We start from the raw sequence: 20,501 nt of genomic DNA, 5'->3' as shown, positions 1-20,501 counted from the left end.
CACATGCAAAAGGTATTAGGTGGTAAGGACTTTGATATCTTCATTGGTAATTCAATGGTCCATGTTATGGAAGCCACGGTAAAAATCACGGATGGCCGAAAGGTTAAAAAGGTTCGCGGTATACCAAAAGGCTTTATTGATGGTGATGTTGAAGGTGAAGTCACGTTAAAACTTGACCATGAGAACTGGTTGATATTGCAAGCTCAAGCGGAAAAAGCTGGGAGCTGGAAAGCGATTGAACCTTTCGACGTTGCGTTTAACGCTGAAGTCGCTGCGGGTAAAAAGAACGTTGAGGCGTTCGGGTGTTTACCGCAACTAGAAGAGATTTTAAACATTAAGGCCGATGGTGGTGAAGAAGACATCACGACGATCAAATGTCCAATCACAAGCCCTGATTTTGTGAAAATCAACGGTGTGCCTTATCTAACTGACGATGAAGTAAGGGATCTGTGATGACAAAAGCCATTCGACACTTAAACCCAGATATGGTGATAAACACTATGCGTGCATGTGGCCATCGTGTATTTGAGGGAGAATTAAACCTCAATATCATCGGTGTTCGCCACAGTAATACACGAGCAAATACATTTAATGATGCGATATGTGTGCTGTATCAACAAGGTGGAGAATGGCAACTAAAGCAGTATAAAGCAACAACTGATGCGGGACTTTACTGGCGCAAACATCCAATGAATGTAGACGGTACAGCCGTGCTTATCGCTGGGCAACACCTAAGTCTTTGGACACTTGGCTATCACCAAGGCAAGTACCGCGCACTTGTACAACATAAACCAGTAGTTGTCTTACGGGATAACAACCAGGACGACGAGTTGGACACCAATACCACGCCTCATGCAGAACTACAGCAAGGCTACTTTGGCATTAATTGTCATCGAGCGAGTGCAACAACGACCTCGACCCAAGTGGATAAGTGGTCTGCGGGCTGTCAAGTAATTGCAAATCCGAATGACTTTGACGAGTTTATTGAGCTTTGCGAGTTATCAGCTCAAAAATGGGGCCCATATTTTAGTTATACACTGCTAGACCAAGCAGATTTAAAAGAGAGTAATGACAATGTCACTAGCTAAAACAATCATCATCGAGACAGACACTACAGAATTCAAGTTTAATGTTGATACTCCTGCATACAACAAGTACATCAATGCATTAACTCCAATCAATAAAATTCAGCCGGCGACGAATTTTTTGATGTCTACTGTTGATGAATCACAAGCAAGAGCACTGAAAGATCTGCTACAGCAACCAGCGGCGGCATTGCATATGGCAAGTGCGATTGTGGAAGATTTTCAACCGGAGTTTAATTTTACCGTAAAAAAATCGAAGAGCGCGCCAAGCAAATAAAGACAAACCGAATTGATCAGTTACTGGCATACCATGCTCGATACTTTGGGGCTATGCCAGTAACGGATGAGAGCTTAGCCCAAGCGCTCTTTCTCGAGATCCAGCAAAATGAATTGTTAGCCACTGCCGTAAATAACGGCATATGTATGGCGTTAAATGGCGATGATTAAATGAGCTCACTCAGTAAATTAGACAAACTGATGTATTCAATAGGTGTGGTAGACAAAGTCACTGGGCCTGTGAATAAAATCATGGCTAAGATTAATCAGATGAGTGAGCAAACTGCTGCTGCGAAAGAGCAGATGACGGGTGGGTTAATGAGTGCAGCTGGCGGCGCGATGATGCTTGTCGGTTCTCTCAATCCTGCGATAGATGCACAGGCCGCGCTTGGTGAAGTCAGTTCACTCAATGTAAGTAATGAGGCGTTAACTCAACTCAATAATACTGCCATGAATTTTGTAAGTAACTATGGCGGCAATTCAGCGGAAGTGATCCGCAGCTCTTATGATATCCAATCTGCAATCGCAGGGCTTAATGGTAAAGAGTTGTCACAGTTTACCAACTCATCAGCTATTCTCGCGAAAGGCACAAAGTCAGATGCCGCTACTACAACAGATTATTTCGGCACTATGTATGGTATTTATCAAGATACTGCAAAAGAGGTTGGTAAGTCTGAGTGGATACAAATGCTCACAGGTCAAACTGCTGCAAGTGTGCGTATGTTCAAAACCACTGGTAGTGAAATGGCGGGGGCGTTCTCAAGTCTAGGCGCAAGCGCAAACTCGCACGGTATTGAAATGAATGAGTCAATGGCAGTGCTAGGCCAGCTGCAAGCAACAATGTCAGGGTCTGAAGCTGGTACAAAATATAAAGCATTTTTAACAGGAGTGGGGGCCGCACAGCAAAAACTCGGCATTCAGTTGACAGATTCTCAAGGCAAGTTGTTACCAATGGTACAAGTGATTGAGCGTCTAAAAGGACGGTTTGGGGAGATAGATACCGTAGCTAAGACAGATGCGTTAAAGAATGCATTTGGCAGTGATGAAGCCGTTGCAATGTTACAGCTTCTTATCCCTCAAACAGAGCAATTAGAATCCAATATTAATCAACTCGCTCAAATTAAAGACATGGATGTTGCCATTGAAATGGCTAATTCAATGAGCAGTTCTTGGGACCGTTTTGGCGGGTCAATGAATGCAGCAATGACTAGCCTAGGACAAGCAGTTTTACCAATTATTGAACCTATCGTCGATGGACTATCTGCCATATTGAGAGGCGTTGTTTGGTTAACTCAAACGTTTCCAACCCTAACCGGGTTAATTGCTGCAGGTGTTGTGGCTTTTACTGCTTATGTCGTTGTCATGGGAGCATTTAATGCCGTGATGGGGCTGTATCGTATGACCATGCTATCTAGTATTGCGTTAACAAAAGCACACTTACTCATTACTAAACTTTGGCAAGCTGCATTGGTCGCTACACGTATCGCAGGGTTGATAGCCTTGGTTGCAAGTTTAGGCGCAGCCACTGTTGCAATGGGAGCATTAAATGCAGTAATGGTGGCGGGAAAGTTCGCTGCACTCTTATTTAGTGCGGCACTTTGGACCAACCCGATCACATGGATAGTAGCTGGAGTCGTGGCACTTATTGCAGCAATCGGTGCGCTTATCTATTACTGGGATGATTTAGTTGCCGCATTTAAAGACACAGCATGGGGGCAGATGTTGATGAGTGTCTTTGACAGTGTTAAATCGTCTTTTAATGCCTTGGCAGATAGCGTTGGTTGGATACTAGAAAAGCTAGGTCTGATTGATGATACCGAAGCAAAATTAAAAGTTGAACATACAAGTCAACCATTGCCAGAGCAACTCTATAAGGCAAACAGTGACCAAATGATGATAGCGCAGCGGGAGCTTGGTCAAACGGCGATTACTCATCAGATCAGCAAAGCTGAATCAACCGTTGTACTTGGGCAGCTACAAAACACAATGTCAGGCGCTAATGCGGGTAGCAGCTACAGATCGTTTATAGAAAGTTTGCCATACGCTCAACAAAAGTTAGGTATTCAACTAAACAGTGACAAAGGCATCGCACTTCCTATCGTTACCATTCTAGAGAGGCTACAAGAGAAATATGGTGAGATTGACTCGGCCAAAGAATACAGCGAGTTAACACAAGCGTTCGGTAGCGATGGCGCCATAGTAATAAAAAATCTAATGCCGCAAATGGACAAGCTTAGAAATAATTTAGATCAAAATATTACCAACTCAGCAATCAATAGCGCATTAGAAATAGAGAGACAAAAAAGCGAGCTTCAGCAACAGAATAACAGCTACAAAGTGAAAACGCATAGGTCTGAGTTTTTACAAAGCTTAAGCAAGAACACAACAAACAACCAAGCAGTATCGACTGATAACTCGAAGCGCGTGATGATTGACTCTCTCACCATAAAGTCAGACAACGTGAAGAGAGATTTTGATGAGCTAATGGAGTTAGCTGGATGATACGTATAGACCTCAATATTGTTGATGGAGATATTCAGCTAGATAGCCTATTCAACCCGTCACAAATCAATGATCGTGATGTGGTTGCACAGGATATTAAGCACCGGATTATTGAAAGTAAAAAACTCCCTTTGCTAATTGGCCTTAGGAACAAAGACCACATTGCAAAAGTACTCACTGAAATTGAACTAATTGTTGAACAAGATGATCGTTTAGTTCCTGGCACAATAAAAATCACACAATTGACTACAGGCCTTATCAATGTAGAGGCAGATACTCGGGATTACGGAAGGATTGATAATGGATTATAAAGCGCTTTTTGAAAAGGAGATGCGAGCTGCTGGTATGTCAGTCTCCGTGGAAGAGTTTTCAGCGCAGTTTGATGAGCACCTAAAAAGTGCGGGGTTTGTTGTAAATAACCAAAGTCCATACAGCCCATTTTTTAGATTACAAAAAGCGTTAGTTGCAGAGCCTGCCGCACAACTGGTCAAACAAATGACTACTCATGTAATGCCAAACAGCTTTGTCATGTTGGCTCAAGCCGAGTGGTTAGACATTCGAGGTAATCCCCGTGATATTGAGAGACTCACGGCTGTGACTGCTAGAGGGCAACTAAAAATAAGTCGTTTAGACGTATCACAAGAAATAGAGATCCCAGCAGGGACTATTGTAGAAAGCATTCCGCTTAATGGAAAAGTATATCGCCTTGTTACAGAGAGCGATTGTGTCTTAGCAATAGGCCAATCAACAGCCTCACTGACTGCTGTCGCTGAATCTCATGGTCATGAATACAATTTAAGTGCTGGCTATTATGTTCGTATCGATGGTGAATATGATGGTGTAAATATCACAAATGATGACGACTGGTTGATCACAGCCGGGCAGTACATAGAGAGTGATGAGAACTATCGATTGCGAATAAAAGCGGCATTCGCACACCTAGGAAAATACCATGTAGATGACGTATACAAGAATATTATCGCAACAGCAGGCGGGATCCCCATGGACAATATCGCACTTGAAAAAGGCGCGCCACGGGGTCCAGGCACTGCAAACGCGTATGTTTATTTAACAGTAGGAACAATCAGCCAAGCGATTATAGACAGTATTAACAACCATATTGCTGCTGGTAACCATGGATTGTCCGATGACATGAAAGTGTTTGCAATGCCAACTCAGTCATTTGATATGACAGTCACCTATGAGGCAAGCCGAGATATTAGCAGTGACATCAGTGTTTTTATTCGCTCTGTCTTTCGTGAGAATGCAGCTTACTCTCCAACTCGAGTCATGCCAAATACCGCATTTAGTTTTAGCTTATTGGCGGCAGAATTACACAACGAATTTCCTGAGTTAACACGAGTATCGTTTAATCAAACCAACTTAAGCACAGGGTTTTGGTTACCAAAGTTAAATGAACTGGTGGTACGACATGGCTAACCTACCAAGTTGGATATATGGCGATGATGCTAAAAAGTTAGCAAAGGCCACTGAGGAATTTTGGAATGAGCTCAATTCCCAACTGCTATGGTGGAATACAATTCAACACAGCACAGAAGACAGCGAAAAAATATTAGATCTGCTTGCATGGGAAAGAAGCGTTAGCCGGCTATCGGGTGAACCACTGAGCATGTACGCAAAACGAGTTCAGTTAGCTCATGTAAATGCGGTTGATGCTGGCAGTGCTGCAGGGCTTGAAAGAATTTTCAGGCGTCTTGGAATATTAGCAGAAGTCAATGAAAGGGTAAGCGGGTTTGACTGGGACCAAGTACAAGTCTCAATGCTAGAAAAGAACTTCGCAGGGAGAGAGCGAATGATACTAGAGCTGATAGCGAGTTATGGCAAGACGTGCAGACGGTACGTGTTAAATGCAATGACAGCAATCACAACAGCAGAAGTATGTGGCTTGGTGTTGTACAACAAGGAGGTAGTTGGGTGAGCCAATTAAAAATTACAAACGAAGGCATTGCATATAAAAATGATGTGTTTGCAGGAACAGAAACCCTCAATATAACCAAGATGGTTTTTGCTCATGTACCAGGATTAAATGCAGATTCGCCGATTTTAAGCGATAGTGTGCCGGCAAACATTGTACATAACCAACCTATTGATCGAGTCAGCAGCTTAGACGGTGATGCAGTCGTGATATCAAGCGTGCTTGGCTACGACGTTGGCGACTTCACTTTTAACTGGTTTGGTGCAATCGCACAAAAAGCTAATGGCACTGAAGTGCTGATTGCGGTTGTACATACAAACGAGCAAACCAAAACGCGTACAGATGGAGCTAATACCGGTGACTATAGTGTTAAGTCAATAATTTGGAGAAGCCAGCAACTAGCTGGGGATCTAAATGTAACACTGGCTACTCTACCTTGGCAGGTCAGCGATGGAGTGTTCGCGACAGCACAAGATTTGTCAGCGCTAAAAGAGAAGTTAAACCGTCGCACCCACGGCAAAAGTATTGCGGTTGATCTGTCAGACCAGGTGCAGTTAACAGGTTATCGAAAAAGCGTTATCGCATTATGTAAACTGGTTAATACGACCAGCACTTACGAGTCATGGAATATTGGCACGTTAACATTTAGTCGAGTTAACGGGATTGTACCCAACATCATTTCACAAGTTGCTGTTAGCAGAAAGTATAGTACAGACCGATTGAGAGGCTGCCTACAAACTAATGGTAGTAAATTCACCCCTCGCTTATGTACATTCAAACTTAATGGAGTGCGGTATGGTGGAGTTGAGTTCTACCATTCAGCTGCACATCACGATTTTGTGACATACAGCGGATCGGGATCATTTGAACCGTTCGGTCTAGATTATTACAATTTACTAAACAACGTTGCGCTCAATCAAGAAGTAGCTGACACCATCAATTTTGAGAGCACGATTGAATTTGACGGTGAAATAGCGTTCAACGGTGCGAGTTTATTAACCGACAAGCGCCTATGCGATGATGATGATGTTATTACAGGTGGGCGTACAGACTTAATTGTCACCCCAAAAGCGGCAGCGGCTGGTGATAATAAAGTTAGACAAGAGATGGGTATTCATGGGCTGGGCAACAGGGTGAGTCATCAGTCAGAATACTTCGTAACACGAACGTTTGATTTAATCATGAATTCGAGTAGACCTCGCGAATTTCCTGATTTGCCATCGGATGCATCTGATATCTTGGTCTTTGGTACAACCCAAAGAACCAGCTCAAATTCAAATTTGGTTGCACGCTTCTACAAAGATAGCCGCGGCTGGGTAGCGAAGCATATTTATACATATGACCTTTACTCAAATCGGCCTAGCGTTCAAATCATCAATGGAAAGCCGCATTTTGTATGCTTTCATGAGTCGAACTATATATATAGCTTTTATTGTCAAATTGCTCTTCAAAATACTGGTAGTGCTAAACCGTTTGACTTTTTCGAAAACACATACACCACATACAACAAGCCATCACCGCCTGAAATAGGGGCTATCTCAGATATTGGTAGATACGTTGACGGCGTTGATGTAAATGATTTAACCGAACGCTCTGAATGCGTTTTAGCGTTGAATAATGTGCAAAACCTGCCATCAGAATCGCCGTACATAGTGGAAGTAATTGTAGTCAAAACCCAGAACAGCAGCGAACAGCGAATTGTACAAAAAGCCCATCTTTATCATGGCGAACCTAAATCATATATTCGCTATCGAGTAGGAGAGGGCCAATGGTCTGAATGGGATTTAGTACTCACTACAAAAAACCCGCCGAGTAAAGCGCTGCTCGCTCTAGACAAGGTGCAAAATATCAATGCGTTTGATTATATGCCACTGCACTCAGAGCGAGATTTTAAAGATGGCACGTTGATAAAAACCAGCATCAATTATGCGGTAGGCAGCGGTGCAGCGTGGATGTTGGAGATTAAAGGGAATGGGTACGGTGGTTCGCCAATCAGCGTAATAGCGCAGGGATATATCTATAGCAATACGATGCTGAACTGCAGGGGGATTGCGACGGGTGAAAGGTTGCATGGCCTCGTTGTATTAAATGTCGATAGCAAAATGTGTTTTTGGTTCCCAAGGCAGAGTTACTGGCAGGGAGTCGATGTGTATTGTAAAGACGTAACGGGCAGCGGGCGGCTGACTAATAAAGTTGAATCTATCACTGATGCACCAAAACCTTCAGGGACTAAAGAAGTCACTGTGGCAATGGATTACGTCTACAGCACCCACAACATCAAACCGGTGCTGATGCAAGAACATCGCCAAACATCTGCAACCCACGAACTATCGGCACACGAAAAGCGATATCTCACAACCGAGGGTCCATACACCCTACCGCCAACAGCAGGTATGTCGGATGGGACAACAATAGCCCTCAATAAATGTCATGGCATTTGGCCTGTTATTAAAACGGCTGATGTGGATATCAAGCTAAGCAAGCGTCACGGTCAAGCCGTGCAAACGGGTAGTGAATTCATGTACAAAGCAAATCGGGAAATTTTAGTCGTGTTCAACGGCGAGCATTGGGAGGTGCAGTAGTATGATGTATGTTAGTGATAACGTCCAACCGCGGCTGATTGATTTGTTAACAGCCCAATATCAAAATGATAATTCAAACTCCTCAGGTTCATACAACGCGGTCATGTTGCCAGAGGGGTACAATGAGGATTACATACTCCTGGAGTACAACCATTTGCAGGGGGTTTTGAATGGGTTTGACAGTACTAACTTGCATCTTGTGTCTCTAATTAGAGATGGGGTAGATGTGATAAAAACGTTTGAAGAAAATAGAGGGGGAGCAACCCCTGCAACCGCAGATTTAGTAAAACAACTACTCCCACTGCATTTTGACGAGTCGATTAAAATCATCTGTAAGCGTCATTACGCAGATTCGTTAGCGTACGCATCGTACAGCGTTTGGAGGACTGAATAGTGGTTATCAAATACGAAACGCTGGACCATACCCCCTTAAGCGAGCCAGTTGCTCCATGTTATAAATTAACCATCGGCAACAGTGGTGAGATAATGTCTAGAGTGTTATTTAGCCCAGAGGTTCAAAATGAACTACCGTTGATTACACTGGGTAACATTACCCTGCAAAGTGAAAACGGTGAAAACGGTGAAAACGTAAAAAAAATAGGTAGAATTTGGTGGGTGCAGAAAGGCACACCACTCATCGTAACTGCTACAGCTGACGGACTACCAAACGGCGGGCTCATGGTGATGGTTGAGCGCGTAGTAAATGCGAGCCAACCAATTGAAGACCTACGGTTTATTGCGACTATCAAAGATGGTGTGGTGACGTTGCCATTACAGTTTGATACCAGCGGTAATTATCTCATTACTGCCAAGAGACTTAATGAGGGTTTGGCTCGCATCGAAAACGCGCCGTTCAGATTGAATTTTGAAACGATGGAGTTTGACGTTTATGTCCCAGTTGCCACAGCCTAAGCTGGAGTTTATTGGGGGTGGCAAAGCTCGCGTGCTTGAGCCAATTAAACACAAATATGGAGAGGTGGCCGCTGGGATCGTAACGGATGGGTTCAGTATTCCTAGGTGGCTATGGTGGTTTCACAATCCATTTGGAGATGGGCTACTAGCTGCAATCATTCATGATGATGAGCTTAGAAAGCGCAACCCACAAGCACATAGGTATTTTCGAGAATACCTTGAGCTTGGTGGTGTGAGTAAATTCAAAGCTCACATTATGTATTTTTTTGTGCTCGGGTATCAAAAAGTAAAATACCCTAATGCTTTTAAGGATAGCCTCAATGGACAGGGCAGCGTTAAATAGACGGATAAAAACACTCCATAAGTTAAGCCATTACAGCTATCAAACATCACGAACTATGACCAGTGCAGCAGGGGCCGCTGAACTTGCGGAAGCTGTACAAGATGAATCCAGAATTGATAGCCCTAACAGTTGGGATGGTTTACTGCTCTATAGTTCTGGACAAACCGAAAAAGCTCTAAAAAGTAAGCTGGAGAACTTTAATCAATCATGTCCAATTGCTGATTTTATTCACACGGCAGCTTATGCAGAGAGCTTAACTACTGTGGAGCAAGATAAGTTTACAATCACAAACGGGCAAAGTTTGGATTGGCAAACGTTAACTACAACATCATTAAAACCTTTGAGTTTACAATGGCTCAATGATTCAAAAAGGCTCATAAATGATGAGGGGACAACCCTTATTACATCCATTGACAATGCGATGACAGAAACCGAAAAACTAAAAGCAGAGCGAAATCATAGGCTAAATCCTAGCGAAGTACACATTGCAACGAGACTTAATGCTGAGCTGATTAGAGCTTCAAGCAGAAGCTCTCTTGCACAAGCTATAACTCGATTTGGCAATAATGACGAACACTGGGTTTTTGTGTTACTCATCGGTAATTTTGAAAGCCTAAGCATAGTGAAAGACGCAATATGATCAGTATAGATGGATGGCGTGTGCCAGGTTATGAGACCAAGGTAAGCGCGGCAGTAAAAATTAAGGGTGATGATGCATCGGGATTCGGCTCGTTTGCGTTGTCACTTGACCAAGGTATTAAGGCTGCGGTGCTTACTGTAAAAACAAAAATACCATTCGCTGAAGAACAAGAGCTAGAAGCGTTGATCAGTAAGGCAAAGGCACTCGATGAAAATGGCGCGCGTCGAACCTATACCATCAATAGCCCTATTTCAGCAGCATATAAAATCCGCCGCGCCAAATTTGATGGCGATGTAAAAGCAACTGAAGATGAAGACGTGAGGGCGTGGCTCGTGTCTTTTAACCTGCTCGAAGTGAGATCGGTATCGGAGCGCCAGCAACAGCAATTAGACTCAAAAGGGCAGCGACACGCTGCGGCGCAGTCAACGACAGGACATGAAAAAATATTGGCTCAATTTAGTGAGGTTGAAGGGCCTTGAAATTAAATGAGCAACTAACAATTGGCGGAGTGCCAGTAACAACAATCGAAAAAAAGCTAGTGCAACTGGATATAGGTTCTACAGGCAGGGCGAGCTTTCAAGTTGTTTGTGACTTTGAACCAGCCGGACTAGTTGAACTGCATATAGGATATGAATTAGAGGCGTTGGAGCCATACTTTTTAGGTGTGATTGAATCAAAGTTATATTCAAACGGCTTGTGGCACTTGACATGTAGAGAGCTAATTGGCGCACTAAGCTTTAAAATACCTATGGCAATTAGACATGCAACGATTGAAAAGGTATTGGCAGAGCTATCACAAGGACAGCTAGAATTTGTTATACCAAATGTACAATATTCAAAAGCCGTCGTACCAGCATTCCACCATGCAGGAACAGGCATTGAAGCGCTACGCCAAATTGGTGCAGTTTGGCAAATACCTCATTACATAGTTCAGCAGCGACCTGATGGGAAAATCTACGTTGGCAGTTGGGAGCATTCCAAGTGGGCCACCTCTGAGGTTAGTGAGTTCCCTGAACACGCAATTAAAACGATAAACAGCTTAAGCGGCGAGGTGTTAGCAATACCAAAGTTAAGACCTGGCATAAAAATCAATGGCCGATACATCACGGAAGTGACACTAAAAGATGACAGGATGCAATTAAGATGGTCAAACAAGCTATTAAACGGCTCATACTAAGGTATTTTCCTGAGCTAGGTGAGCGAAAACATTTACCACAGCTGGCAAAATTTGTTGCTATATATGATTTGCCTACAGATACCCCAAAAGCTAGCACTCCGTACCGGCCATACAAAGCAGCAGATATACAGCTCATAAACCCACAAACTCTTGAGCCGACTGACGCACCGGTATTTCAACAAGTGACACTAGCAATTGGACAGCCAAATAATGCAGGTGTCATCTCACACCCCAAGCCCGGCATGCTTTGTCTACTGCAATATATTGATGGGCTCAATAGTCTACCTGTGATCACTGCAATTTTACCGTGGCAAAGCTTAGTGCCTGACTCTAAACACACAGACGTATCTCTTTTACAAAGTACTACCAGCAGCATCCAAGGCCGGGATGAAAGCTGGCATATGAAAACGGATAGAGATATCAGTCAATGTAGTGACACAAGCACCGTTATATCGAGATCAAGAAATGAGGCCTACCATGAGCGCACGTGCAACATAGAGAGTCATGACACAACAAAGATAGATGGCAACCAAATAAATGAGGTGATGGGTGCCCTGAAAACAATTGTGGGTGAAAAGGCATTACTAACCGCGCTCGAAGGCGTATTGATTGGCAGTAAAAAACAAATTGAAATAAAAGCACATGATGATATGCAGTTGCAAAGCTTGCGGACGCTTTATGCAAAAGCTGCTGACCTTGCAAAAGTAGAGGGGGCGACTGTATGGGTTGGTAACAACTCAGTTAATGCGATAAGAATTATTTTAGAACTAATTGAAGTTGTCGCAAAGACTAACGAAAAAATAGCGACTCATAAGCACGAAATGACAAAACCGCCACCAATTAACGCCGCTGAGTTTACAGGTTTTAAAAGCAAAGCTGATGCGTTACATGAGAATCTTCAGCCAATAACTGAATGAGCACGTCAAGTGTGTATATCACTGTGTATACGGTATTGATTTTAATTTAAAAAGTATAATTAAAACAGTGTGTTAGTTGGTGGTTAGATTAGTCGTGCCAGAAAATAGTTGGGATGTTCTGGGCATTATTCGGTGTATCTGATTGGTTTGTATTTGTCATAAAGTCAAAAAGTTATTCTACTGTTTTTGTTTGTTTTGGTTAATTATATTTGTCGTGATGGTATGACAACTGTGTATATCATCACGACAAATATGATTAACGATAGGCACGTATTATCGCATAGAGGCGCGCTTAGAGTAAGGCATAACCATGGCGGATTGTCTTATTAAAACAAATCAGAGCGGTAATTGGGGAAGCTACGTCACTTATTGACAATCAAACTGCCCAATTACCTATTGTTCAATCACTAAATCGCGATTAAAAGCGCTTTCTTTGAAAGTTTCTCCACATAGCAACTGTTATAACTATTAATAGAGCTGAAACTACAATCAAGACATTAAAATTAAGTGTGTGGTTTTCGCGGGGCGTGACTAGCAAACTTGCAATAGTGCCACCAGAGGCTATCGCAAAGTGCTGTATCGCGTTTTGCAGACTGATAAAGGTACTGCGCTCTTCTGCGTGAAGTGAGGTTATAAGTTCTGTCACTAAGATCATAGAGCGGGTAGCGCTTGCAATCACAAACAGGGTAAAAAGTCCGGCTGCAAAAATAACTGAACTTATCGTAAAACCAAACAAGGCTGCCAATATCATCAAGCCACTAAGAAAGTAAATTAAGTATGAGGTTGTGTGATTGTCTAGCTTACTTCGAGCGTATAGCTGAACTGCAATAAACGAACACACACCACTAAATAAGTAGCTCGCGCTTAGCATCGAGCTTGAGATGTTTAAGTTGGTAATTAGCATCACCGGAAATTGAGTTGAAACTGCAAATGTACTTAGCACCACAAAAAATGCGATGAATAGCGCGTATTTAAGAGTTTTGGTCGGGTTAAAGGCGTTGCTTGGCATTGGGTTGCTATCGATGCTTTGCGAAGCTTGCTTTATGTTTAAGAGAAATATAAATGTAAATAATAGCACTGTAATGGCTAAGCCACTGCCCAGTATCATGAACCCCAACTGCCAGCCTTGATTTGCTGTGATAAATAATAGCGCAGGGATCCCAATTGCCAAGGCGAGTGGAAAAGCACTCAACAGTATCGCGGTGTCCTTTTTCTTGTCGTTTTCATGGCTTAGCTGGATCACTAAGTTGAGATTGAGTACTACCAGTGCGCCGCCACCAATACCAGTCAATGCACGTACGAAAAGCAGGGTATAAAAACTCTCGAGTGCTGAAGTAAGCAAGGTTAACAATGTGGTTGCTGACAGAAAAATAAAGACTTTGTATTTCTCCTTTGAAAGGTTGCGTGTACCGCGCACACATAAACAAGTGAAAGCAGCGGCAATTGCATAAGCTGAAACGAGTAGTCCCGAATTTGATGGGTTGGTACCTGAGCTTAGCGCCATATCCGCGCTAAAGGGTACAATGATTAATGCATCTAACGCGACTAAAAAGTGGATGACAAAACATAACCCAAATTTTACTTTTGGGCTTGCTAAGGTGGTCATGGAAGCTGAAAACATAGACATCCTTAATTGATATAAACAAAGAAGCCTTGATTGTATTAGCCTTAATTAGGTAATAAAGTGTCTATTATTGAATTGATAAACCCATATGTTGGGCTAATAAAATGATTGATCAGATTGACCCTCAGTGGCTTAACAGTTTCCACTGTGTTTATGAATGCTTAAGCTTCAAACAAGCGGCAGAGTTTCTGGATATACCAACCTCCAACGTAAGTCGTCATATTGCACTACTTGAAGAAAAGCTTGATGCAAGATTGCTGGAACGAACGACAAGGCGGATCTCAGTGACAGAAGCGGGTGAGCAGCTTTATGTGAGTACAAAGCCGTTAATCGATTCGCTGTCGGATGCGTTGCAAGAAGTAAATAAACATGCCTCTACGCCAATGGGGCATTTGCGTATAGTGATGCCCGACATCCCCATTCTTGGTCAAGCAGTGGTAACCTTTTGCGCTGCACATCCATTAATTTCAATAAGTTGTGATACCAGCCTGAGTCCAAGAGAAAATCTCTTAGATGGCTTTGATGTCGTGCTTTACTTTCATCGTGGCAAGCTTGAGGATAGCAATTGGGTGGTTAAAGAGCTGGCTCGATTACCAAGCGTCGTAGTGGCAGCACCCAGCTTGCTAGAAAAGCATACTTCGCCGTATAGATTAGCAGATTTACAATCTCTACCTTGTATTTCAACCCTTACCGCAGTAAACGGTACACCTTGGATATTTACTAACAATGAAAGAAGATTAACGACGGTGAATGTTAAATCAAACTTTAGGGTAAACAGTGGGTTTATAGCTAAGTCTGCCGCGCTTTCAGGGGTTGGATTTGCTATCTTGCCACTGAACTCCTGTAAAGCAGAAATTGAGTCAGGCGCGCTGGTACCACTTAAATTAGAGCAGCAACCGGAAGACCTTGTACTTTATGCGTTCTATGCTGGCCGTAAACATCTGGCCAAAAAAATATCAGCGTTTTTGGCACATTTAGAACGCGCGCTACAATGACTATCTTTTGATTTCTACTTTAGGCCAAATCACCATTGATCGAATCTAGTAACTCAATAAGTGCTCGTGCTTTTTGCTCGTCGATACTTGGAAATTTACAGCGGATCTGCTCAGGAATTGTGGCAGCTTGATGTTGCAGATCTTGACCCCTACTTTGTAGTTTTACCACTCGTCTGCGCTTATCTTTTTCGTCTTTAACGATTGAAAGCAGGGCTTTGTCAGTCATTTTCTTTAATATTTGTGTCATAGCACCGCCATCGATGGCGGTTTTCTCTAGTAACTCAGCAATGCTGATTTCATCTTTCTCCCAAAGTGCCATCATCACCACATATTGAGGGTAGGTTAAGTCGAGTTTTTGTAAAGATGCTCGGTAAGCACGGGCAATACCATTGGAAGCCATGTAGAGGCGGTGGCAGATTTGAGCGTCTAGTTTTAATTGTGGGTAGTTCATCACATATTCCTACAAAGTAGCTAAGCTACATTTTAATTTGCACACAAAGTATTTGCAATTCTAAAAAATTGAATCTATTATTTTGCATACAAAATAAATGTTTAATTGATTTTACTTCATCTAGAGTAAAGCCTCGCTGCGTTAGGGTGTAGGTGAGTACTCTACAAGCACAAACTTAGGAGAACGAAATGAAAGAACTACAAAGTATTGCATATACGGCGAAAGCCACTGCCACAGGTGGCCGAGAAGGTGTGGCAAAGTCTGACGATGGTCGTCTTGATGTTGCGCTTTCGACACCAAAAGGCTTAGGTGGTGATGACGGGCAAGGGACTAATCCGGAGCAATTGTTTGCAGCAGGTTATTCGGCGTGTTTTATTGGCGCATTAAAATTGGTGGCAGGCAAAGCAAAAGTCAAGTTGCCAGAAGACACACATATTAACTCTGAAGTGTCTATAGGGCCAATTGAAGGTGGCTTCGGGATAGCGGTGAAATTGGCGGTATCAGTTGGTGACTTAGACAAAGACACGGCGCAGTCACTCGTTGAAAAAGCTCACGAAGTTTGCCCATATTCAAATGCTACTCGTGGCAACATTGCGGTTGAGCTTTCAGTTATTTAACTAACCTGAGGTTTGGGTAAGGAATGAACTAACTGTTTTTTAATCACCTTAAACTATCATCTTACCTAGCCAGAGAGTTTTGAGGATAACACCGCTTCCGCGTCCTGCTCTCGCTAAGGTACCTACTTCCTGTAGGCAAGGCGAATTTACGTACCAATAGCTAGCTATTGGAAGTGAATTCAACGCAGTTAGCGTTAAAACTGGCTGCTAGAAAGGCGTTAATTATCCGAAGCTCAGGTTAACTCACTCAAGTGAGACAAAGCCAGCGTATTTTGACGCTGGCTTATATGTTTTCTAAGGAGTCGGTAATTTTAAAGCAATGAATATCGCCACCTGTTCTAAAATCAATTCGTTTAACTTGCTCAACGATTTCCACCGTATTATAGCCATTGAGTAAACCAAACATTGCCGCTTGTTGGCCTGAGCCGATGGCATAAGATTGCGCTAAGGGTTCAGATTTACAGGTGCCCCTTTTTACACAACCATACCATACGCCTTTTTTGGGGTGGTATTTAATGAATTCCAAACTCTCAATCGTATCAAATTGATTATTTGAAAAATTGTGCTGCAAATTGTGTATATCGCATGTCTGGCCGGTGCAAAACACTCTCCAACCATGATAATCAAACCACTTTTGGGCGTTATCGGTAACGATGATCTTATCGGTAGTGGTTCTACTATCGCAGGCTATTTCTGATGTTTTAGCGTTATAGACGATGGTTGTCATTCCTTTTGACTCCTATGAAATTACATTCGATGAAACCATGCAACTAGTGCAGGTAAAAATGCTGATGGTATAAAGACTTGAATGCTAATTGAATGTTGCACGAGAAGAAGTTTACCGGAGGTGAATGTCTGCTTTCAGGCTAAGATTATAAGAATTTCACTATGTTACTCAATTGTAACTTAAATGAACTTTATTCAATTATCTAGTCATATAAAATGGGGCGAAATTGACCGTTAACTCAAAATAGTATTTATCACTTCATAAAGCTTTTTCATATCTATCGGTTTTGCGACGCAATTATCAAATCCAAGTTGCTGATAGTTTTCTAAATCTCCCGACATCACGTTGGCTGTAACGGCAATAAGTGGGGTTGTCTTATCTTGTTCTCTGACTTCTGAACATACTTTTAGGCCATCTTTTTTTGGCATCTGAATATCTACAAAAAAGATATCAGGTTTCAATTCGTGATAAAGCTCAATCGCCTCTTCACCATCCTGAGCTATGACAAGATTCGCTTCAGTTGGTTTAATCATGGCGCTAAATATTTTTTGATTAAGTGGATTATCTTCAGCAAGTAGCAGGTTTTTATCCCTCAAAGCGGGTATAGCTTGCAAATCTTGCATGACAGATTGTTCTGGTGCATCGCAGATATCGAGTACGAGTTCAACTGTAAACTCACTGCCAATACCTTCTTTACTTGTCACCGTAACACGGCCGTCCATTAACTCGGCAAGTTGTTTTACAATTGCAAGTCCAAGACCGGTTCCTCCATACTTTCTGGTGGTCGACGAGTCTGCCTGTTGAAATCGATTAAATAACTTCTTTAGCGCGACTTCTGAAATACCGGCGCCCGTATCTATTACACGGATGGAGAGATGTTTACCGCCATCTTGGAGTATAACGGTTACAGAGCCGTCACTGGTAAATTTAACGGCATTGGATATTAAATTCCTTAGTATCTGCTTCAAACGCAGCGAATCACCGAGTCGATAAGGATTTGCAAGCTCCTCAGTATGAATAATAAGGTCAATTTGTTTAGCATTGGCAGTATGGACAAACTCTTGTTTTACTTCACTGACAATACTTCTGACATCCACCGTCGCTGATTCCATTTTAAGTTCACCAGCTTCAATTTTAGAGAAATCAAGTAAGTCATTGAGTAAGCTAAGTAATGTTTCTGTGGACGTCATGCCCTGTGCAATAAGCTCTTTGGAATCTGCTGCATTTCTATGGTGCTTCATTAATTGGAATACACCATAAATACCGTTAAGTGGCGTCCTTAATTCATGGCTCATATTTGCCAAAAAGTGACTTTTTGCCCGCTCTGAACTTTGTGCCTTCACTTTTTCACTTTCAAGAGAACCTATCTGCTCCTTAATTTGTTTCGCAAGTTGGTTGAGGGTCACTTGGAGCGTTCTTAGCTCTCTAAATTCAAAATCGCTTGTTGCAGAAACATAATGTCCCTGTTTAAGTCGTTCGCAATGACGCTCAAGTGCGCGCATCGGATTGGTCAAGCGTTTTGCTAATCGGCGTAAATACCAGGTAAGTAATACCACTAGCATCAAGCCGATAAGTACAATGTATAACACCGCGCTTAAAATATCGTTACTGTATACTTCCGCTTCTCGTTGTAGCTGTAAATCAAGTTCAACAAAATCGTCTTTTTGTGAATAAATAGGACTGTGATATACACCTTCAGTGGCATCTGAGGGATGTGTTCCCGCAAGCACAAGGTCTTGACTGGTGATCCAGATAGAGCCTTTTTCCTGATTGGAACCTAAAAATGGTTCAAGATCGACTTCGAGGAATAGTACACCCGTATATTTATAAGGACGCATTAACGACGATAATTTTTGTCTAAGGGGAATGGCGAGAAACAATTTGGCCTGATCAGACGGTTTTTTTTCAATGCTTTCAACTGGGACAACTAGTTTGTCGATTTTTAATGTGCGTCGCTGTTGCGCGAGGACCTTGTGAGCATGCTCGCTAAATACGGAATTGTTCCAACGTAGGGTATTAAAAGGATATCCCTCTACGGTAAACACGGAGCCATCGTTGATAAACGCAGATTTTACCATGTCGGTATTGTCGACTAAGTTGGTTAGCGCCTTAACCGCGTATTGAGTAAACAGTAGATCGCTCGGTAAGGTAGATAAAATATGGTCTTCACTTAATGGTGCAACTTGATAGATAAGCTCATTGATTTGCGCTTTAAAATCGCTGATAAGACTTGCGCCAGTGCGTTTAACGTCTTCTTGCTCTAGGGTTGCTTTTTGTTGCATTAAGGAAAAGCCAACCATCGCAACCAGTACAACCAGGAAGAGAGAGAATAATGCCGTAATTTTTCTTTTTATTTCATCAACGATGCTGCGATTTGCTTTCATTCTGTCCCGACTTTGTGACGATAAATTGCATATATTGCGTCGTTTCTTCGACACTATACACACCACCTAAATAGCGTGTTAGCCCCTTTAACATGGCTTCCCAAATATAGGCCATAATAGGTTCATTCGGTTGTGGATAGGTTTCATGCAGAGATGCGATCAGTTGAGACAGTGCTTTGTCGTCGCGTTTTATAAGTTCAGCTAAGCTGTCACCGTTTGCAGGCAGCGCGTTGAGCTCATCCCATAGTTTATCTTGTACCTTCTGGCTTTGCATAAAGTCAACAAGCTGCTTTAGATGCGGACTTTTTTTAGATTCTATGCCATTGGCAGGAAAAGCCAGTACATGAGACGATGCGAGAGACATCAGCTGATAATTACCCCATCTCGGTAAAGGCGCGATGGCTAGGTCGTCTTTAAGCTTGTCTTTAAGTTGACGATATGCCCAAATTCCATTCACAAAATAATCGAGCTTGCCGGTCTTAAAACGATTCATTAAGCATTGGTAAACACAATCAGCGTCTATGATGCCGCTGTTGAGAAGTGATTGATAATTGGAAATTGCGAGGCGCATCGCTTTGGTGTCAAGCTGTGGCACGCCTGCCTGAATGAGATTAGGCTGAAGGGCGTTCGCAAACGTCACAAACCAATACATTTCATAAAAATTCCAGCCGAGCGTAGGTTTGTCTGCAACAGTTTGCTGTGCGTAGGTTTGTAAGTCGGTAATAGGGTGTGGCACAAGTGCACGGTTGTAATAGAGTACAAGATGGTTGCCATACATAATTGGTACGCCCTTAAGCTCACCATTGACCTTACTATTCTCAATGACTTTTTGTGTGAGCTTTTTGCTTAACCAAGACTCTGGCACCTGAGAAAATTGCAGTTCTGACAACCCCATATAATCGCTGGGAATAATCACGGCATCCGGTAACTGTAGGGCATCTGCATACAACAATAACTCGCTTTTCAACTGATTGTTGTTAAAAGCAAGAATATTAACTTTAATACCCGTTTTTGCACTAAACTCTTCAAACAATGGCTGAAAATCAAAGTTTTCAAGTCCTACCGCGACATCTATCTCTGGCGGTTCACTTGCACGGGCATTTACTGGGTTATAAACCAAAAGAAGTAACATGAACACCAAATAGAGCATTTTACGCGGCATATCAATACGCTTCCTTTACGGGCCTAATAGGCATGTTAATGTTGCTCAGCATTGGGCGTTTCTTATATAAAATTAATCGGATGTGCTTGTTATTGTAGACCAAATTTTTCTGTTTTAAATTATTTTCAGAATGACAAATTCAATTTATTAGACAATTCAATTCTATTTCAG

General features: G+C 42.4%; 22 protein-coding genes. 17 read left to right on the top strand and 5 right to left on the bottom strand.

The window, feature by feature from the left end:
* Positions 1 to 3 precede the first annotated feature (3 nt).
* From MHN32_RS01385 to MHN32_RS01315, 15 genes are all read left to right on the top strand, one after another.
* Positions 4 to 453, top strand: coding sequence for a phage protein (locus MHN32_RS01385; RefSeq protein WP_239420703.1), 450 nt, complete (start codon positions 4 to 6; stop codon positions 451 to 453).
* The gene (locus tag MHN32_RS01380; protein ID WP_239420702.1) at positions 453 to 1,088 is read left to right on the top strand and encodes a hypothetical protein; all 636 of its coding nucleotides are present in this window, start codon (positions 453 to 455) and stop codon (positions 1,086 to 1,088) included. Before MHN32_RS01385 ends, MHN32_RS01380 begins: the two co-directional genes overlap by 1 nt.
* On the top strand, positions 1,069 to 1,362 hold the full coding sequence (locus MHN32_RS01375; RefSeq protein WP_235367700.1) for a putative phage tail assembly chaperone: 294 nt from the start codon (positions 1,069 to 1,071) through the stop codon (positions 1,360 to 1,362). Before MHN32_RS01380 ends, MHN32_RS01375 begins: the two co-directional genes overlap by 20 nt.
* A 170-nt stretch (positions 1,363 to 1,532) precedes the next feature.
* The gene (locus tag MHN32_RS01370) at positions 1,533 to 3,863 is read left to right on the top strand and encodes a phage tail tape measure protein (protein WP_239420701.1); all 2,331 of its coding nucleotides are present in this window, start codon (positions 1,533 to 1,535) and stop codon (positions 3,861 to 3,863) included.
* Positions 3,860 to 4,174: a DUF2590 family protein gene (locus MHN32_RS01365; RefSeq protein ID WP_235367704.1), complete on the top strand. Its 315-nt coding sequence runs from the start codon at positions 3,860 to 3,862 to the stop codon at positions 4,172 to 4,174. Before MHN32_RS01370 ends, MHN32_RS01365 begins: the two co-directional genes overlap by 4 nt.
* Positions 4,164 to 5,303, top strand: a complete 1,140-nt coding sequence (locus MHN32_RS01360; RefSeq protein ID WP_239420700.1) for a baseplate J/gp47 family protein — start codon at positions 4,164 to 4,166, stop codon at positions 5,301 to 5,303. Before MHN32_RS01365 ends, MHN32_RS01360 begins: the two co-directional genes overlap by 11 nt.
* On the top strand, positions 5,296 to 5,802 hold the full coding sequence (locus MHN32_RS01355) for a hypothetical protein (RefSeq protein ID WP_239420699.1): 507 nt from the start codon (positions 5,296 to 5,298) through the stop codon (positions 5,800 to 5,802). Before MHN32_RS01360 ends, MHN32_RS01355 begins: the two co-directional genes overlap by 8 nt.
* Positions 5,799 to 8,381: a phage tail protein gene (locus MHN32_RS01350; protein ID WP_239420698.1), complete on the top strand. Its 2,583-nt coding sequence runs from the start codon at positions 5,799 to 5,801 to the stop codon at positions 8,379 to 8,381. The genes MHN32_RS01355 and MHN32_RS01350 overlap by 4 nt, the downstream gene beginning before the upstream one ends.
* 1 nt (position 8,382) lies before the next feature.
* Entirely contained in the window at positions 8,383 to 8,775 is a 393-nt protein-coding gene (locus tag MHN32_RS01345; protein ID WP_239420697.1) for a hypothetical protein, read from the top strand.
* Between the two features lie 92 nt (positions 8,776 to 8,867).
* Positions 8,868 to 9,293: a hypothetical protein gene (locus tag MHN32_RS01340; protein WP_239420696.1), complete on the top strand. Its 426-nt coding sequence runs from the start codon at positions 8,868 to 8,870 to the stop codon at positions 9,291 to 9,293.
* Positions 9,271 to 9,636, top strand: coding sequence for a DUF1353 domain-containing protein (locus MHN32_RS01335; RefSeq protein ID WP_239420695.1), 366 nt, complete (start codon positions 9,271 to 9,273; stop codon positions 9,634 to 9,636). Before MHN32_RS01340 ends, MHN32_RS01335 begins: the two co-directional genes overlap by 23 nt.
* Complete coding sequence (locus MHN32_RS01330) at positions 9,614 to 10,276, top strand: hypothetical protein (protein WP_235367713.1); 663 nt, start codon at positions 9,614 to 9,616, stop codon at positions 10,274 to 10,276. Before MHN32_RS01335 ends, MHN32_RS01330 begins: the two co-directional genes overlap by 23 nt.
* Positions 10,273 to 10,755: a hypothetical protein gene (locus MHN32_RS01325; protein WP_235367714.1), complete on the top strand. Its 483-nt coding sequence runs from the start codon at positions 10,273 to 10,275 to the stop codon at positions 10,753 to 10,755. The genes MHN32_RS01330 and MHN32_RS01325 overlap by 4 nt, the downstream gene beginning before the upstream one ends.
* Positions 10,752 to 11,453 carry a hypothetical protein gene (locus tag MHN32_RS01320; protein ID WP_239420694.1) on the top strand — a complete coding sequence of 234 codons (702 nt, stop codon included), beginning with the start codon at positions 10,752 to 10,754 and terminating at the stop codon, positions 11,451 to 11,453. Before MHN32_RS01325 ends, MHN32_RS01320 begins: the two co-directional genes overlap by 4 nt.
* Positions 11,420 to 12,370, top strand: coding sequence for a hypothetical protein (locus MHN32_RS01315; RefSeq protein WP_239420693.1), 951 nt, complete (start codon positions 11,420 to 11,422; stop codon positions 12,368 to 12,370). Before MHN32_RS01320 ends, MHN32_RS01315 begins: the two co-directional genes overlap by 34 nt.
* 418 nt (positions 12,371 to 12,788) lie before the next feature.
* On the opposite strand, the gene MHN32_RS01310 is transcribed toward MHN32_RS01315, so the two are convergent.
* Complete coding sequence (locus MHN32_RS01310; RefSeq protein WP_239420692.1) at positions 12,789 to 13,991, bottom strand: MFS transporter; 1,203 nt, start codon at positions 13,989 to 13,991, stop codon at positions 12,789 to 12,791.
* Positions 13,992 to 14,098: 107 nt separating this feature from the next.
* Between MHN32_RS01310 and MHN32_RS01305 the strand changes: the two genes are divergently transcribed.
* Positions 14,099 to 14,989: a LysR family transcriptional regulator gene (locus MHN32_RS01305; RefSeq protein WP_010604665.1), complete on the top strand. Its 891-nt coding sequence runs from the start codon at positions 14,099 to 14,101 to the stop codon at positions 14,987 to 14,989.
* 19 nt (positions 14,990 to 15,008) lie between these two features.
* Here MHN32_RS01305 and MHN32_RS01300 read toward each other — a convergent pair whose 3' ends face one another.
* Positions 15,009 to 15,440, bottom strand: coding sequence for a MarR family transcriptional regulator (locus tag MHN32_RS01300; RefSeq protein WP_239420691.1), 432 nt, complete (start codon positions 15,438 to 15,440; stop codon positions 15,009 to 15,011).
* A 188-nt stretch (positions 15,441 to 15,628) separates the two neighbouring features.
* Between MHN32_RS01300 and MHN32_RS01295 the strand changes: the two genes are divergently transcribed.
* Positions 15,629 to 16,057, top strand: coding sequence for an organic hydroperoxide resistance protein (locus MHN32_RS01295; RefSeq protein ID WP_239420690.1), 429 nt, complete (start codon positions 15,629 to 15,631; stop codon positions 16,055 to 16,057).
* A 283-nt stretch (positions 16,058 to 16,340) separates the two neighbouring features.
* Here MHN32_RS01295 and MHN32_RS01290 read toward each other — a convergent pair whose 3' ends face one another.
* The 3 genes from MHN32_RS01290 to MHN32_RS01280 form a co-directional block, all read right to left on the bottom strand.
* On the bottom strand, positions 16,341 to 16,784 hold the full coding sequence (locus MHN32_RS01290; protein WP_174168932.1) for a hypothetical protein: 444 nt from the start codon (positions 16,782 to 16,784) through the stop codon (positions 16,341 to 16,343).
* 233 nt (positions 16,785 to 17,017) lie between these two features.
* A complete protein-coding gene (locus MHN32_RS01285) occupies positions 17,018 to 19,168 on the bottom strand; it encodes an ATP-binding protein (protein WP_174168931.1) in 2,151 nt (716 codons plus the stop codon).
* Positions 19,143 to 20,330, bottom strand: coding sequence for an extracellular solute-binding protein (locus MHN32_RS01280; protein WP_010604670.1), 1,188 nt, complete (start codon positions 20,328 to 20,330; stop codon positions 19,143 to 19,145). Before MHN32_RS01280 ends, MHN32_RS01285 begins: the two co-directional genes overlap by 26 nt.
* Between the last annotated feature and the right edge of the window lie 171 nt (positions 20,331 to 20,501).

Source organism: Pseudoalteromonas sp. Of11M-6, from assembly GCF_022347905.1.
GTDB lineage: Bacteria > Pseudomonadota > Gammaproteobacteria > Enterobacterales > Alteromonadaceae > Pseudoalteromonas.
Note: the sequence above shows the minus strand (reverse complement) of the source record. Positions and strands in the feature narration are given on the sequence as shown.

Bases quoted from the DNA above. Each gene is read 5' to 3' on its own strand.
- MHN32_RS01340 (WP_239420696.1), top strand. From the start codon at position 8,868: ATGTCTAGAGTGTTATTTAGCCCAGAGGTTCAAAATGAACTACCGTTG.
- MHN32_RS01345 (WP_239420697.1), top strand. From the start codon at position 8,383: ATGATGTATGTTAGTGATAACGTCCAACCGCGGCTGATTGATTTGTTA.
- MHN32_RS01375 (WP_235367700.1), top strand. From the start codon at position 1,069: ATGACAATGTCACTAGCTAAAACAATCATCATCGAGACAGACACTACA.
- MHN32_RS01295 (WP_239420690.1), top strand. From the start codon at position 15,629: ATGAAAGAACTACAAAGTATTGCATATACGGCGAAAGCCACTGCCACA.
- MHN32_RS01380 (WP_239420702.1), top strand. From the start codon at position 453: ATGACAAAAGCCATTCGACACTTAAACCCAGATATGGTGATAAACACT.
- MHN32_RS01290 (WP_174168932.1), bottom strand. From the start codon at position 16,784: ATGACAACCATCGTCTATAACGCTAAAACATCAGAAATAGCCTGCGAT.
- MHN32_RS01305 (WP_010604665.1), top strand. From the start codon at position 14,099: ATGATTGATCAGATTGACCCTCAGTGGCTTAACAGTTTCCACTGTGTT.
- MHN32_RS01360 (WP_239420700.1), top strand. From the start codon at position 4,164: ATGGATTATAAAGCGCTTTTTGAAAAGGAGATGCGAGCTGCTGGTATG.
- MHN32_RS01355 (WP_239420699.1), top strand. From the start codon at position 5,296: ATGGCTAACCTACCAAGTTGGATATATGGCGATGATGCTAAAAAGTTA.
- MHN32_RS01325 (WP_235367714.1), top strand. From the start codon at position 10,273: ATGATCAGTATAGATGGATGGCGTGTGCCAGGTTATGAGACCAAGGTA.
- MHN32_RS01285 (WP_174168931.1), bottom strand. From the start codon at position 19,168: ATGAAAGCAAATCGCAGCATCGTTGATGAAATAAAAAGAAAAATTACG.
- MHN32_RS01370 (WP_239420701.1), top strand. From the start codon at position 1,533: ATGAGCTCACTCAGTAAATTAGACAAACTGATGTATTCAATAGGTGTG.
- MHN32_RS01315 (WP_239420693.1), top strand. From the start codon at position 11,420: ATGGTCAAACAAGCTATTAAACGGCTCATACTAAGGTATTTTCCTGAG.
- MHN32_RS01280 (WP_010604670.1), bottom strand. From the start codon at position 20,330: ATGCCGCGTAAAATGCTCTATTTGGTGTTCATGTTACTTCTTTTGGTT.
- MHN32_RS01310 (WP_239420692.1), bottom strand. From the start codon at position 13,991: ATGTTTTCAGCTTCCATGACCACCTTAGCAAGCCCAAAAGTAAAATTT.
- MHN32_RS01335 (WP_239420695.1), top strand. From the start codon at position 9,271: ATGTCCCAGTTGCCACAGCCTAAGCTGGAGTTTATTGGGGGTGGCAAA.
- MHN32_RS01385 (WP_239420703.1), top strand. From the start codon at position 4: ATGCAAAAGGTATTAGGTGGTAAGGACTTTGATATCTTCATTGGTAAT.
- MHN32_RS01330 (WP_235367713.1), top strand. From the start codon at position 9,614: ATGGACAGGGCAGCGTTAAATAGACGGATAAAAACACTCCATAAGTTA.
- MHN32_RS01365 (WP_235367704.1), top strand. From the start codon at position 3,860: ATGATACGTATAGACCTCAATATTGTTGATGGAGATATTCAGCTAGAT.
- MHN32_RS01300 (WP_239420691.1), bottom strand. From the start codon at position 15,440: ATGAACTACCCACAATTAAAACTAGACGCTCAAATCTGCCACCGCCTC.